The 13,296-nt window shown below is 62.3% G+C and carries 11 protein-coding genes; 4 read left to right on the top strand and 7 right to left on the bottom strand.

Going from position 1 to position 13,296, the window contains the following annotated elements:
• Window position 1: 1 nt before the first annotated feature.
• The 6 genes from ACUXV1_RS12565 to glpK all read right to left on the bottom strand — a co-directional run bounded on the left by ACUXV1_RS12565 (window position 2) and on the right by glpK (window position 7,995).
• Window positions 2–373 (bottom strand): hypothetical protein, encoded by a 372-nt coding sequence (locus ACUXV1_RS12565; protein ID WP_043636545.1) that lies wholly within the window; start codon window positions 371–373, stop codon window positions 2–4.
• A gap of 261 nt (window positions 374–634) precedes the next feature.
• Window positions 635–2,011, bottom strand: coding sequence for a CitMHS family transporter (locus ACUXV1_RS12560; RefSeq protein WP_446015538.1), 1,377 nt, complete (start codon window positions 2,009–2,011; stop codon window positions 635–637).
• A 300-nt stretch (window positions 2,012–2,311) separates the two neighbouring features.
• On the bottom strand, window positions 2,312–3,829 hold the full coding sequence (gene glpD / locus ACUXV1_RS12555; protein ID WP_081556412.1) for a glycerol-3-phosphate dehydrogenase: 1,518 nt from the start codon (window positions 3,827–3,829) through the stop codon (window positions 2,312–2,314).
• A 402-nt stretch (window positions 3,830–4,231) separates the two neighbouring features.
• Window positions 4,232–5,578, bottom strand: a complete 1,347-nt coding sequence (glpT, locus tag ACUXV1_RS12550; RefSeq protein WP_019100342.1) for a glycerol-3-phosphate transporter — start codon at window positions 5,576–5,578, stop codon at window positions 4,232–4,234.
• Between the two features lie 124 nt (window positions 5,579–5,702).
• The gene (locus tag ACUXV1_RS12545; RefSeq protein ID WP_039753674.1) at window positions 5,703–6,404 is read right to left on the bottom strand and encodes an MIP/aquaporin family protein; all 702 of its coding nucleotides are present in this window, start codon (window positions 6,402–6,404) and stop codon (window positions 5,703–5,705) included.
• 85 nt (window positions 6,405–6,489) lie between these two features.
• A complete protein-coding gene (glpK, locus tag ACUXV1_RS12540) occupies window positions 6,490–7,995 on the bottom strand; it encodes a glycerol kinase GlpK (protein WP_446015537.1) in 1,506 nt (501 codons plus the stop codon).
• A 731-nt stretch (window positions 7,996–8,726) separates the two neighbouring features.
• On the opposite strand from glpK, the gene pyk reads away from it, so the two are divergent.
• The 3 genes from pyk (at window position 8,727) to ACUXV1_RS12525 (ending at window position 12,338) form a co-directional block, all read left to right on the top strand.
• The gene (gene pyk, locus ACUXV1_RS12535) at window positions 8,727–10,133 is read left to right on the top strand and encodes a pyruvate kinase (protein WP_446015536.1); all 1,407 of its coding nucleotides are present in this window, start codon (window positions 8,727–8,729) and stop codon (window positions 10,131–10,133) included.
• Window positions 10,134–10,246: 113 nt separating this feature from the next.
• The gene (locus ACUXV1_RS12530) at window positions 10,247–11,023 is read left to right on the top strand and encodes a substrate-binding periplasmic protein (protein WP_446015535.1); all 777 of its coding nucleotides are present in this window, start codon (window positions 10,247–10,249) and stop codon (window positions 11,021–11,023) included.
• A 115-nt stretch (window positions 11,024–11,138) separates the two neighbouring features.
• Window positions 11,139–12,338: a winged helix-turn-helix domain-containing protein gene (locus ACUXV1_RS12525; protein WP_446015534.1), complete on the top strand. Its 1,200-nt coding sequence runs from the start codon at window positions 11,139–11,141 to the stop codon at window positions 12,336–12,338.
• Window positions 12,339–12,343: 5 nt separating this feature from the next.
• Here the strand turns inward: ACUXV1_RS12525 and ACUXV1_RS12520 are convergent, their stop codons facing one another.
• Window positions 12,344–12,802, bottom strand: coding sequence for a GNAT family N-acetyltransferase (locus tag ACUXV1_RS12520; protein WP_043636660.1), 459 nt, complete (start codon window positions 12,800–12,802; stop codon window positions 12,344–12,346).
• Here ACUXV1_RS12520 and ACUXV1_RS12515 point away from each other — a divergent pair.
• Entirely contained in the window at window positions 12,801–13,283 is a 483-nt protein-coding gene (locus ACUXV1_RS12515) for a hypothetical protein (protein ID WP_446015533.1), read from the top strand. The genes ACUXV1_RS12520 and ACUXV1_RS12515 overlap by 2 nt on opposite strands.
• Window positions 13,284–13,296 lie beyond the last annotated feature (13 nt).

Genomic DNA, 13,296 nt, shown 5'->3' with positions numbered 1-13,296 from the left:
CTCAATGAATGGAGCCGCCCGCCTTGTCATCCGCGTCCAGGCACTCGGCGGCGCTAAGCACCGCTTCTTCCAGCAGGGAGAAGAAACCGGCCCAATACTCGCCCTCCAGACCTTCCGCGGTGAAATCGGCATGCTCCGCCATGCGCGCCAGCAGGGAATCCTCCCCAGCGCAGGGATGGTGCGCCACGTGTGCAATGTAATGGCCGGCAAACTCGCGGCCCATCCGGTAAGCCTCTTGATCGCTCGCGTTGGCCGGCACCGCCATACAGTACAGACGCAAGCGCGGCGGCAGGCAGACGGCGAAGGAAGGTTCTTGGACCGACTCCGCCTGGCCGGCGGCGTCATGGCGACGAAATGGACGTTTTACGGACATAAGGCCTCCCATTGTCATAGCGCCTGTTCCAGGTCTTGACGCAAGCTCAAGGGCGTAAACAGGCTTTTGCAGCGTGCCTTGCCTTCAGGCGTGGAGCGGATAAGGTAACAGCTTTTGCGGACCAAGGCCCGCGCGAGACAAAACCGGCGGCTGAGCCGCCGGATAAAGCGGCCGCCGCGCGCCGTCCTTAGAACGTGTTTACGACCTGCTGCGCGTCGGCGATACGGCCTTGCTCGCGAGACTGTGAACAGGCTCTGAGGATCAGCCTATCTTGATCAGCCCAAGCCCAACGGCCACCCCAAGCAAAACCAGCGAGAAGGCCCACATCGGAAGCAGGGAATAGCGAATGTGCCTCCCCATGTCCAAGCCGGCCAAACCCAGTCCCAGCCACAACGCAGGGGAAAAGGGACTGACGAAAGTGCCAATCACATTGCCGATTTGCAGCGCGTAAATGGCCGATGTGGTTTCCACTCCATAAGCGGACACAATTTCCAGGATCACCGGCAGCAAAGCAAAGTAATAAGCGTCCGTGCTCAACACCAGATCCAGCGGCAGACCAAACACGCCCAGGATCAAGTGCAGGTAGGGCGTCGCCTCGCTTGGCAAAACCCGCACCAGATCCGCCGCGATCGCCTTGAGCATGCCGCTGCCGTTGAGTACGCCCAGAAATGAGCCGGCGGCCAGGATGATGGCTCCCATCAGCAGGGCGTTTGGAGCATGCGCGCGGATGCGCTCCAACTGTTCGTCCACGTCCGGATAATTAATGACCAAGGCGATTCCCAGGCCAATCATGAAGATATAACCGGACGGCAGAATGCCGGAAATCAGAGTGCCTATCACCCCCAAAAACAGAGCCATATTGACGAAAAACAGTTTGGGCAGCGGCTGCTTGTCATTGAGATCTTCCAGCGGCTCCGCCTCGTCCGTCGCCTGCAAGGGGCCTTGCTTGCGCAAACGTCTGGCCTCGAATACGCCCAGCACCGCCGCAAGCACCACCAGCAAACCCGCGCCGATCAACTGCAAGGGAATCAAAGGCTGCCATAGCGCGGCCGGATCCAGATCGGTCACCGCCGCCGCGCGTCCCAGCGGGCCGGCCCACGGCATCATGTTGAGGATGCCCGCGCCCAACGCCAACAGCAGCATCATCAAATAGGGATTCATGCCCAAGCGCCGGTACAGGGGCAGCAGCGTGGGCACCGTCAGCAAAAAGGTGGTGGCGCCCACGCCGTCCAGATGCGCCAGCATGCCCACCACCGCCGTGCACACCGCCACGGTAACGACATTGCCTCTGGAAATCCCCACCATGCCGTTGACGATGGGACGAAACACTCCTGTGTCCTGCATCACGCCAAAGAAGGTAATGGCAAAGATGAACATGGTCGCCACTTGGATGACGGAGTTCAGGCCGGCGCTATAGAACTTGCCGATATCGGCGAATCCGAAACCGGCCAGCAGCGCACCGATAAAGGGAATCAAGGTGAGACAGACAACAGGCGCAAGCTTGCGCAGGATCAACAGGGACACCACCATGACGATGATGGCAAGGCCAGCAAAAGTAAGCATGTGCTTCTCCGGGAGGCTGAATCGGATGATTCCGGAATTCAGTCGCCAACTGGACTGGCTATCGCCGTATTCCATCAGACGCTGAACAGACCGGGTGCAATGAGGTTTTTTTTTATGGTTCGACTTTTGGCCGAACTTGCTTGCACAGCGAGCGGAGCTTTTGTGGGAGCCCTTCCGCTTGTTGAAAGCCAAACAAAGGGACTGGGCGGAAAAGCCTACACGGACAGCGGGATTATTGTCTATACATTTGCGATTGGGTCTTGCCAGGCGCAAGACGCGGGAACGACAAAGCCCGGCATCGCCGGGCTTCTATTTCAGAACCTGTTCACGTCGCGGAACCTTACACGGCGAATGCCGCTTCGGCTTCATTGTCGCTCAGGCGGTCAGCCGTTGTTCCCGCGTGGCGCTCTGGCCCTGCAACCAGGCGTCGATCACCTCGGCGGCGTGCGCCGGCAGGTGCAGCTTGAGCTTGGAACGGCGCCACAGGATGTCCTCGCTGCGCGTCGCCCATTCTTCGTCCGCCAGGTAGCGCAGCTCGGCTTCGTACAAACCGGGCAGCAGCTCCGCGCCCAGTTGCTCCAGGCCGGCGGCCTCGCCGATCAGCCTGGCCACGCGAGTGCCGTAGGCGCGCGCCCAACGCCGCGCCAGCGCTTCCGGCAGCCACGGGTACTGCTGACGCAGGCTTAGCAGAAAACGCTCGAAGTCCGCGCCCGGCATGTCGCCGCCCGGCAGCGGCGCGTCGGCGGTCCAGGTGGTCTTGCTGTTGCCCAGCAGCGGCGCCAGTTTGTCCACCGCTTCTTCCGCCAGTTTGCGGAAGGTGGTGATCTTGCCGCCGAACACCGACAACAGCGGCGCGCCGTTCAGGTCCATTTCCAGCGAGTAATCGCGGGTGACGCTGGCGGCGTTGCTGGCCTCGTCGTCCAGCAGCGGACGCACGCCGGAGTAGGTGGACAACACGTCGGCCGGGCTGATTTGGGTCTGGAAGTAACGGTTGCTCATCTGGCACAGATAGGCCACTTCCTGATCGTCTATCGCCACCTTGGCCGGGTCGCCGCGGTATTCCACGTCGGTGGTGCCGATCAGGGTGAAATCCTGCTCGTAGGGAATCGCGAAGATGATGCGCTTGTCCGGATTCTGGAAGATATAGGCATAGGGGTGGTCGAACAATTTCTTGACCACGATGTGGCTGCCTTTGACCAGACGGATGGACTTGCTGGACGGCAGCGCCAGCGTGTCCTTGATCAGGCTTTCCACCCACGGACCGGCGGCGTTGACCAGTGCGCGGGCGCGCACCTGGCTGCGGCTGCCGTCTTCGGCCTGCAGCTCGCACAGCCAGTGTTCGCCGTCGCGGCGGGCGCCGATGCAGGCGGTGCGCGTCAACACGCGCGCGCCGCGTTCGGCGGCGTCCTTGGCGTTGAGCACCACCAGCCGCGCATCCTGCACCCAGCCGTCGGAGTAGACGAAACCGCGCTTGAACGCCGGCTTGATCGGCCGGCCGGCCGGGTGGCTGGCGAAGCTGACGGTTTCGGAGCCGGGCAGCACTTCGCGGCGCGCCAGGTGATCATAGAGAAACAGGCCGCAGCGTATCATCCATTCCGGGCGCTGGTTCTTGTCGTGCGGCATCACGAAGCGCAGCGGCCAGATGATGTGCGGCGCGGCCTTGAGCAGCACTTCGCGCTCTTGCAGCGCTTTGCGCACCAGGCCGAATTCATAGTATTCGAGATAGCGCAGGCCGCCGTGAATCAGCTTGGTGCTGGCGGAGGAGGTGTGCGCGGCCAGATCGTCCTTTTCGCACAGCATCACCGATAGGCCGCGTCCGGCCGCGTCGCGCGCGATGCCGGCGCCGTTGATGCCGCCGCCGATCACCATCAGGTCATAAATCTCCACTGCCATTTTCCCTACCTCTTTCTTCCGAAGGGCCTGCTTAGAACCTGTTCAAAGTCTGCTGCGCGTCGTGGGGCGTTACACGGTGAGTACCCCTTCGAAATGCGCATGTACCGTATGTACATTCCGCTTTCTCTGCGGTTTCCGCCTTGTCCCGCTCTTGCCCGCAAGACTTTGAACAGGCTCTTAGCGCCGTTATTCCCTCGCAGGCGCGCGTCAGCGCCCCAGCGATGCCATCCTACCCAGAATAATTATAAACGAACAAAAATACAACATTTTGCTTTCGTTTTAATGTGATTAGAACGCGATTTTGTCGATTTTTCCGTCTAAACGCGGAAATACGCAAAAAAATAGGCGGCAACCAGAGTCGCCGCCTCGTAAAGCGCCCGGCAGCGCCGGGCCCTGCGGGATCTATGCCCGGTTCAAGGCGGCGTCCTGCCCCCGCCCGTGCCAGGTGGTCAGCGCCAACAGCACGATGGCGACGATGCAAGACCCCACCATCAGCATGAAGCCGCCGTCCCAACCGAAATGATCGACGGTATAGCCCACCACCGCGTTGGCGGCCACCGAGCCGCCCAGGTAGCCGAACAGGCCGGTGAAGCCGGCGGCGGTGCCGGCGGCTTTCTTCGGCGCCAGTTCCAGCGCATGCAGACCCACCAGCATCACCGGGCCGTAGATCAGGAAGCCGATGGCGATCAGCGCCAGCATGTCCACGGTGGGGTTGCCGGCCGGGTTCAGCCAGTACACCACGGTGGCCACGGTCACCAGGGCCATGAACAGCATGCCGGTGGCGCCGCGATTGCCCTTGAACAGCTTGTCGGACATCCAGCCGCACAACAGGGTGCCGGGAATGCCGGCCCACTCGTACAAGAAGTAAGCCCACGACGATTTATCCACCGAGAAGTGCTTGACCTCTTTCAGATAGGTGGGGGCCCAATCCAGCACGCCGTAGCGCAGCAGGTAGATGAAGACGTTGGCGAAGGCGATGTACCACAACAGCTTGTTGGGCAGGATGTATTTCTTGAAGATGTCGCGAGCACTCAGCTCTTGCTCATGGCTGGCGTTGTAGTCTTCCGGGTAGTCGTTTTTATAGGCCTCTACCGGCGGCAGGCCGCAAGACTGCGGGGTGTCGCGCATGGTCAGGAAGGCAAAGATAGCCACGCCGATGGCGGCGGCGGCCGGCACGTAGAAAGCCGCGCGCCAGTCGTTGAACCAGCCCATGCCCAGGATGAACAAGGGGCCGATCAGGCCGCCGCCCACGTTATGAGCGCAGTTCCAGATCGACACGATGCCGCCGCGCTCCTTCTGCGACCACCAGTGCACCATGGTGCGGCCGCTGGCCGGCCAGCCCATGCCCTGGAACCAGCCGTTGAGGAACAGCAACACGAACATGATGCCGACGCTGGAGGTGGCCCAAGGCACAAAGCCCATCAGCAGGAAGACCGCGGCGGACAGGATCAAGCCGACGCTGAGAAAGACGCGGGGATTGGAACGGTCCGACACCGCGCCCATCAGGAATTTGGAAATGCCGTAGGCGATGGCGACGCCGGACATGGCAAAGCCCAGATCGCCGCGCGAATAGCCTTGCTCCACCAGGTAGGGCATGGCCAGCGAGAAGTTCTTGCGAACAAGGTAATAACCGGCGTAGCCGATGAAAATGCCGAGGAAGATCTGCCAGCGCAGTCTTCGATACAAACTATCTTGCTCAGAGGAGGGCAATAGCGGCTGATGCGCCGCCGGACGGAACATGCTGATCATGGGAACACCTCATTTTTTAGTGTGGCAACTACGGTCCGATCTGCGCCGGCTCCGGATTACAAGCGCGGCGGCCAAAACGCCGCCGCGCGAAAACTGCGGCCGGTCTCATAGAACCGGCCAGGTATCACAAGGTATAAGCCAAGGCCGCCAGCGCGCCGCCGATCAGGGAGCCGACCACCGGCACCCAGGCATAGCCCCAGTCGCTGTCGCGCTTGCCGGGGATCGGCAAGATGGCGTGCATGATGCGCGGCGCCAAGTCGCGGGCCGGGCTCATCGCGTAGCCGGTGGTGCCGCCCAGCGACACGCCGATGCCCAACACCAGCAGGGCCACCGGCAGCGCGTCGATGGCGCCCAGCGACATCTTGGGCGCCACCATGCTGAGAATGGCGAACACCAGCACAAAGGTGGCGACAATCTCGGACACCAGGTTGCCCGGCAGGCTGCGGATGGCGGGGCCGGTGCAGAAAGTGGCCAGCTTGGTGTCGGCGCAATCGGTGCTGTCAAAGTGCTTGCGGTAGATCAGCCACATCAGGCCGGCGCCAGTCATGCCGCCCAGCATCTGCGCCAGCACATAGCCCGGCACCTTGGCCCACGAGAACTTGCCCGCCACCGCCAGCGCCACCGATACCGCCGGGTTCAGGTGGGCGCCGCTGATCGCCGCCACGCTGAACACGCCGACGAAGACCGCCATCGCCCAACCAAAGGCGATGACGATGAGGCCGCTATTGTGGCCCTTGGTGTTTTTCAGCAGCACATTGGCCACCACACCGTTGCCCAGCAGCACCAGCAAGGCGGTGCCGATGAATTCGCCCATTAAAGGATTCATGATTGTTTCTTCCGGATAAGGAGTGCGTCCACCCGCCGCTCTTTGGCGGCGGGCTTGCCCAGTCAGCGCGCGAAACCCGCGCCGCTTACGCTTGTTCGTCGTCGGCCCAGACCTTGGCGGCGTTCACCGCGCGCTGCCAGCCCTTGACCTTGCCGGCCACTTGCGCGGCTTCCAGCTGCGGCTTGAAGCGGTGGTCCAGCTGCCACTGGCCCTGCACGTCGTCGATGTTCTTCCAGTAGCCGACGGCGAGGCCGGCCAGGTAGGCCGCGCCCAGCGCGGTGGTTTCGGTGATCTTGGGACGCACCACATCCACGCTCAGGATGTCGGACTGGAACTGCATCAGCAGTTCGTTGACGGTGGCGCCGCCGTCAACGCGCAATTCGGCAATATCGAGGCCGGCATCGGCTTCCATTGCCTTGAGCACATCCATGGTCTGGTAGGCGATGCTGTCCAGCGCCGCGCGGGCGATGTGGGCCGCCTTGGTGCCCAGCGTGGCGCCGACGATGGTGCCACGCGCGTTGGGGTTCCAATGCGGCGCGCCCAGTCCGGCAAAGGCCGGCACCAGATAGACGCCATCGCTGTCGACCACTTCCTGGGCCAGCGGGCCCACGTCGGCGGAATGACGAATGATGCCCAGGCCGTCGCGCAGCCATTTGACCACCGCGCCGCCGATGAAGATGGAGCCTTCCAGCGCGTACTGCACCTTGCCGTCCACCTGCCAGGCAATGGTGGTCAGCAAATTGTTCTTGGATTCGATCGGCGCGTCGCCGGTGTTCAGCATCATGAAGCAGCCGGTGCCGTAGGTGTTTTTCACCATGCCGGGGCGGGTGCACTGCTGGCCGAACAAGGCCGCCTGTTGGTCGCCGGCCACGCCGGCGATGGGAATTTCCACGCCCAAGTGCGCGGCGTGGGTGTGGCCGTAAACTTCGCTGGAGCTTTTCACTTCCGGCAGCATGCTGGCCGGAACGCCCATGATGTCCAGCAGTTCGGCGTCCCATTCCAGGGTGTGAATGTTGTACAGCATGGTGCGCGAGGCGTTGGACACGTCGGTGACATGCACTTTGCCGTGGGTGAAGTTCCAGATCAGCCAGCTGTCCACCGTGCCGAAGGCCAGCTTGCCGTCGCGGGCGCGTTCGCGCGCGCCCGGCACATTGTCCAGAATCCACTTTATCTTGCTGCCGGAGAAATAGGCGTCCACCAACAGACCGGTCTTGGAGCGGATCAACTCGCCCAGGCCGCGCGCCTTCAGTTCGTCGCAGAACTCCGCGGTGCGGCGGTCCTGCCAGACGATGGCGTTGTAAACCGGATGGCCGGTTTCACGGTCCCAGACGATGGTGGTTTCACGCTGGTTGGTGATGCCGATGGCAGCGATACTGCGGCCGTCGATGCCGGCCTTGGCCACCGCCTCGGCCGCCACGCCCACCTGGCCGCCCCAGATTTCCTGCGGATCGTGCTCCACCCAACCCGGCTGCGGGTAGATCTGGCGGAACTCCTTTTGCGCCAACGACACGATGTCGCCGCTGCGATTGAACAAAATGGCGCGAGAACTGGTGGTGCCTTGATCCAAGGCCAACACGAATTGATCCTGCATGGGGTTTCTCCTGTTCAGCCGGTGGGCGGCCTAATGTCTGAATGTTCGTTCGTTGCATGCGGCGACGGATACCTGTTGCGGACCGTGCTCCATCGCTCAAGTTATTGATAATGTTTCTTTTTGTACTTATGACGTTCGTTTTATTTTCGAGCCATTCTAGGCCCCGGCAAAAGCTTGTCAATCGTTCTTCGTAAAAAAATCTTAATATGGCGACTTTCCATGCCGTCCCAATTCATGCTGCAGGGCAATAAAGACAAGGGTTTAGCGGCTGTAGCGTCTCACTACAAATAGTGCTGTTTCAGTAAGTTATCGAGTAAAAGCCCTATGCTGCAGCGCATTGACCCGCGTCATTCTCCACTGACTCTGTGTTGCAACAAAGTTTTTGTCTTTATCTGGAGATAAAATAACCATGCTCTGGTCCCAGGATCCACCCGGGGCCAGCTTTTCGGTGGCTTGGCTTGTTTGCCGCCGAGGAGGGAAAAACGCGCAAAAACGAACATTTTTCCCAGCCGAGTGGCGAGATTCGCACAAAGGCCGCTCATTTTCCGGCCCTCCGTCCCGCCGGCTTTACGTAGTCAAGCCGCTACAGCCTGACTGTGGCAGCATGACAGACAGTTCCATCAAGCGCGGCGCAGCCTGGATGGACAGACACACGGATGTGATTGGCAAAACAACACCGCCATGTCCGGCCGCGCGCAACGCCGCGGCTGGATCGGGCATAAAGGACTGTCATGCTTCGCAACACCAAAATCCTCGCCACGCTGGGCCCGGCTTCCAGCACACCCGAAATCATCTTGGAACTGGCCCGCTCCGGCGTTAACGTGTTCCGCCTCAATATGAGCCACGGCAATCACGACGACCACCGCGCGCGCCTGGCTTCCATCCGCGCCGCCGAAGCCGTGGTCGGCCGCCCGCTGGGCGTGCTGGTGGATCTGCAGGGACCCAAGCTGCGTATCGGCCAGTTCGCCTCGCCGGTTACCGTGAACACCGGCGACAAGTTCGACTTCGTGCTGGACGAGGTGGACGGCGACGCGCAACGCGCCAGCTTGCCTCACCCGGAAGCCTTCGCCGCGCTCAAGCCCGGCCACCGTATTCTGGTCAACGACGGCAAACTGGCGTTTCACGTGGAACAGGTGGAAGAACGCCGCATCGCCACCCGGGTGGAAGTGGGCGGAGAGTTGTCCAGCCGCAAAGGCTTCAACCTGCCGCAAACCATACTGCCCTTGTCCGCCATCACCGATAAAGACCGGGTGGACGCCGAGTTCGCTCTGAAGGAAGGCGCGGACTGGCTGGCGCTGTCCTTTGTGCAAACCGCCAACGACGTGCGCGAACTACGCGAACTGGTAGGCCGGAAGCTGGGCATCGTGGTCAAGATCGAAAAACCGTCGGCGGTGGACGAACTGGACGCCATCACCGAACTGGCCGACGCGGTCATGGTGGCGCGCGGCGACCTGGGCGTGGAGTTGCCGCCGGAAGACGTGCCGGTGGTGCAACGCCGCATCGTTCACCAATGTCGTCACCTGGGTCGTCCGGTCATCGTCGCCACCCAAATGCTGGAATCGATGATCACCGCGCCCACGCCCACCCGCGCCGAGGCCAACGATGTGGCCACCGCGGTTTACGAAGGCGCCGACGCCGTGATGCTGTCCGCTGAAACCGCGGCCGGCCAGTTCCCGCTGGAAGCGGTGCGCATCATGGACCGGGTCATCCGCCGCGTGGAAGGCGCGCCGGACTATCGCCGAGTCATGGCGCTGGATTACAGCGCCGCCGACGCACCGGATCGCGCGGACGCCATCGCCACCTGTGTGCGCAAGGTGGGCTCGTTGCTGCCGGTCACCGTATCCGCCGCCTTCACCACCAGCGGCTCCACCTGCCTGCGGCTGGCGCGCGAGCGCCCGCACACGCCCATTCTCGGCCTTTCTCCTCGGCTGGACACCGCGCGCCGGCTGACCCTGGTCTGGGGAGTCGTGGCTTATAACAGCCCGGACGCGGAAAACCTGGAAGACATGGTGGTGAAAACCACCTTCGCAGCCACCAAGTTGGGCCTGGCGGAACAAGGGAAACCCATGGTGATCATCGCCGGGGTGCCGTTTGGCACGCCGGGCACCACTAATTTGTTGCGCATCGTCTACCCTTGAGCGCAGGCTGAACGTCAAAGCAAACGGAACCCGCGGGTTCCGTTTTTGTTTGGCCGTCGCCGGCCGCGGCAACGGCTATGCTTAGTTGATCAGCACGCTCCGGATTCGCCTCGATGACCGCTAGCATCCGCCGCTTCGGCCTGACCCTGCTGCTGCTCGGCGCTTGCCTGGCCGGGCCCTGCCGCGGACAGGGCGAGGAAACCCTGACCGTAGCGGTGGACGCCAACGCGCCGCCGTTCATGTACGAGGAGAACGAGCGGGTCGGCGGCCTCTACCCGCGGCTGGTCAGCGCCGTTTGCGACAAAGCCGGCATTCCCCACATATTTCGGGCTTTGACGTGGCGCCGCGCGCTGTTCGAACTGGACCGCAGCGCGATGGCGGCCGCCGGCATCTACAAAACCGTCAACAGAGAGCAGCGCTATGACTTCAGTCTGCCGCTTTATCAGGAGCACATCGTGGTGGTCTATCTCCGCCAGCACCCGATCGAGTTCCGAGGCCTGCCGGACCTGGACAATAAGCGCGTCGGCGTAATGGCGGGCTGGAGCTACGGCGACGAGTTTGACCGCGCGCGCGCCGACAAGCGTTTCATTGCCTATGAGGGCGACTCGGACCGCCAAAACCTTCTGCTGCTGCAACGCGGCAATCTGGACGCAGTGCTGGCGATACAGGAGGCGATGGACGCCAGGCTGCAAAACGGCGCCTATTCCAACCTGGCGGTGGCGCCGGCCATCCTGGCCAGCAAAGCCACTTATCTGGCCATCAACAAAACCTCGCCGCAACTGCCACTGCTGCACCGCTTCAATCAGGCACTGGAGAAAATGCGTCAGGACGGCAGTTATCAACAGTTGGTGAAGCAGTTCTTCGCCGGCCACGCCTCCGCCAAACCCTAAGAACCTGTTCCCTTGCACGCGAAACTTGGAACAAATTCTAGGTAGATCGCTCTCTCCCCCATGAGCAAAACGGTTTTTGTTATAGTCATCCACTTGTCCTACCGATGACTATGCCATGTCCCTTTTGCACCTGTCGCCGCAGCAAGCCCGCCATCTGCAACTGGCCGCCCAAGGCCTGCTGAACCCGCCGCGCCGCAAAGCCGGCAAGGCCGACGTGCTGGCCGCCATCCGCCGCATGGCGCTATTGCAGATCGACACCATCCACGTAGTGGCGCGCAGCCCCTATCTAGTGCTGCACAGCCGGCTGGGATCTTACGACCCCGTCTGGCTGGACGAATTGCTCGCCGAAGGCCGTTTATTTGAATACTGGGCGCACGAAGCCTGTTTCGTCCCCGCCGAGGACTACGGTCTGCTCCGTCACCGCATGCTCAAACCGGAGGCGATGGGCTGGAAGTTCTCTCTGCGCTGGCTGGAGCAACACCGCGCAGACATCGACGCGCTGGTCGAAGGCATCCGCGCCAACGGCCCGGCGCGTTCGGCGGACTTTGAACGCAAAGACGGCAAGGGCAACGGCTGGTGGGACTGGAAACCGGAGAAACGCCACCTGGAAGTCCTGTTCACGCTGGGACGGCTGATGGTCAAGGAAAGGCGCAATTTTCAGCGCGTCTATGATCTGGCGGAACGGGTGAAACCCGGCTGGGATGACGCGCGCGACCTGCCCACGGAGGAACAGGCTCAATGGCGGATGCTGCGCAACAGCTGCCGCGCGCTGGGCGTGGTCAAGGCCGGCTGGGTAGCTGATTACTACCGCCTCAAGCGCGGCCGCTACGACGCCATGCTGCACCAGATGGCCGACGCCGGCGAACTGATTCCAGCCCGCATCGACGGCTGGCAACACGACGTCTTCGTCGACGCCGATCTGGCGGAAGCCGCCTCCGGCGAACTCAAAGCCAGCGCCACCGCCATTCTGTCGCCGTTCGACCCGCTGGTCTGGGACCGCAAGCGCGCCTCGGAACTGTTCGACTTCGACTACCGCATCGAATGCTATACCCCGGCGCCCAAACGCCAGTATGGCTATTTCGTGCTGCCCATTCTCAACCGCGGTAAACTGGTGGGCCGGCTGGACGCCAAGGCCCACCGCGCCCAGGGCGTATTCGAAGTCAAGGCGCTGTACCTGGAACCCGGCGTCCGCCACAGTGCCCGGCTCACAGCGGACCTTAAGGCCGCGCTGCAAAAACTGGCGGACTGGCACGGCGCGCCGCGGCTGCGCGTGGAGCGCGCGCCGGGAGCGCTGGCGGCCGCGCTGATGGCCTGACGCTCCTAGATGGCCGTCAGTTGCTTGCGATACTGGATATAGCCCAGGTTCTCCGCCAATTGGTCGTAGAGCCGTCTTGCGGTGGCGTTGGTCTCATGAGTCAGCCAATACACTCGCGAGCATTCCCGTTTGCTCGCCCACTGGTACACCCATTCGATCAACTGCCGCCCGGCGCCCAGGCCGCGGCAATCCTCAGCCACGAACAGATCCTGCAAATAACAATAATCGCCCAGAGTCCAACTGCTGGGGTGCAATACGATATGCACCAAGCCCACCGCCCGCTCGCCGTCCCAGGCCAGCCAGCCGCGCATCGCGTGATCCGGCAGCACATAACGCCGCCAGGTCCCGTTGATGGTGGCCTCGTCCATCGTCACTTGGTAAAAACGCTGATAACCGCGCCAAAGCGGCAGCCAGGCCTCGTAGTCTTCCGCCCGCAGCGGACGGATGGAAAGCGTATTGCTCATGCCGATCTCCAGTGGCGGCGCGAACGCGCCCAATACGCGCATTGTGGCTCAGCCAAGACGAAGTCATAAGAACCACTTGGCCTTGCAGCCAGGAGCCACCGACGGAACTTCGGCCTTCGCCGACGCTCAATACAGCATTTTCCCCAACGAGGACGTTTACATGCGCGCCACGCTTTTGATCGCCGTCGCTTCCGCCCTGGCTCTGGCCGCTTGCAGCGAGAAGCAAACCAACCAATTGCAGGAATCCGCCTCCAGCGCCATCGGCACGGTGCACAACTCGCTGCAGGACAGCAGCGCGCCGCTGGGCCAGCTCAAAGAACAAGCCAGCGCCGCCATCGGCGCGGCCAAACAAGCCGGCGCCGCGTTAAGCCCGGAACTGAAAGAACAAGTGGATAAGCTGAAAGAGCAGGCTTCCGCCGTGAAAGGCGCGTTGCAGGCCCAGGAGAAAAAGGCCGAACAGCTGCAATCCGAGCAAAAATAAGCCCAACCGCGTT

It is taken from the genome of Chromobacterium sp. W521, assembly GCF_052805975.1.
This window is presented reverse-complemented; position numbering and strand designations above follow the sequence as displayed.

Coding starts and splice junctions, on each gene's coding strand:
- ACUXV1_RS12515 (WP_446015533.1), top strand. CDS start 12,801: ATGCCGATCTCCAGTGGCGGCGCGAACGCGCCCAATACGCGCATTGTG.
- ACUXV1_RS12545 (WP_039753674.1), bottom strand. CDS start 6,404: ATGAATCCTTTAATGGGCGAATTCATCGGCACCGCCTTGCTGGTGCTG.
- glpK (WP_446015537.1), bottom strand. CDS start 7,995: ATGCAGGATCAATTCGTGTTGGCCTTGGATCAAGGCACCACCAGTTCT.
- ACUXV1_RS12520 (WP_043636660.1), bottom strand. CDS start 12,802: ATGAGCAATACGCTTTCCATCCGTCCGCTGCGGGCGGAAGACTACGAG.
- pyk (WP_446015536.1), top strand. CDS start 8,727: ATGCTTCGCAACACCAAAATCCTCGCCACGCTGGGCCCGGCTTCCAGC.
- glpT (WP_019100342.1), bottom strand. CDS start 5,578: ATGATCAGCATGTTCCGTCCGGCGGCGCATCAGCCGCTATTGCCCTCC.
- ACUXV1_RS12560 (WP_446015538.1), bottom strand. CDS start 2,011: ATGGAATACGGCGATAGCCAGTCCAGTTGGCGACTGAATTCCGGAATC.
- ACUXV1_RS12525 (WP_446015534.1), top strand. CDS start 11,139: ATGTCCCTTTTGCACCTGTCGCCGCAGCAAGCCCGCCATCTGCAACTG.
- ACUXV1_RS12565 (WP_043636545.1), bottom strand. CDS start 373: ATGTCCGTAAAACGTCCATTTCGTCGCCATGACGCCGCCGGCCAGGCG.
- glpD (WP_081556412.1), bottom strand. CDS start 3,829: ATGGCAGTGGAGATTTATGACCTGATGGTGATCGGCGGCGGCATCAAC.
- ACUXV1_RS12530 (WP_446015535.1), top strand. CDS start 10,247: ATGACCGCTAGCATCCGCCGCTTCGGCCTGACCCTGCTGCTGCTCGGC.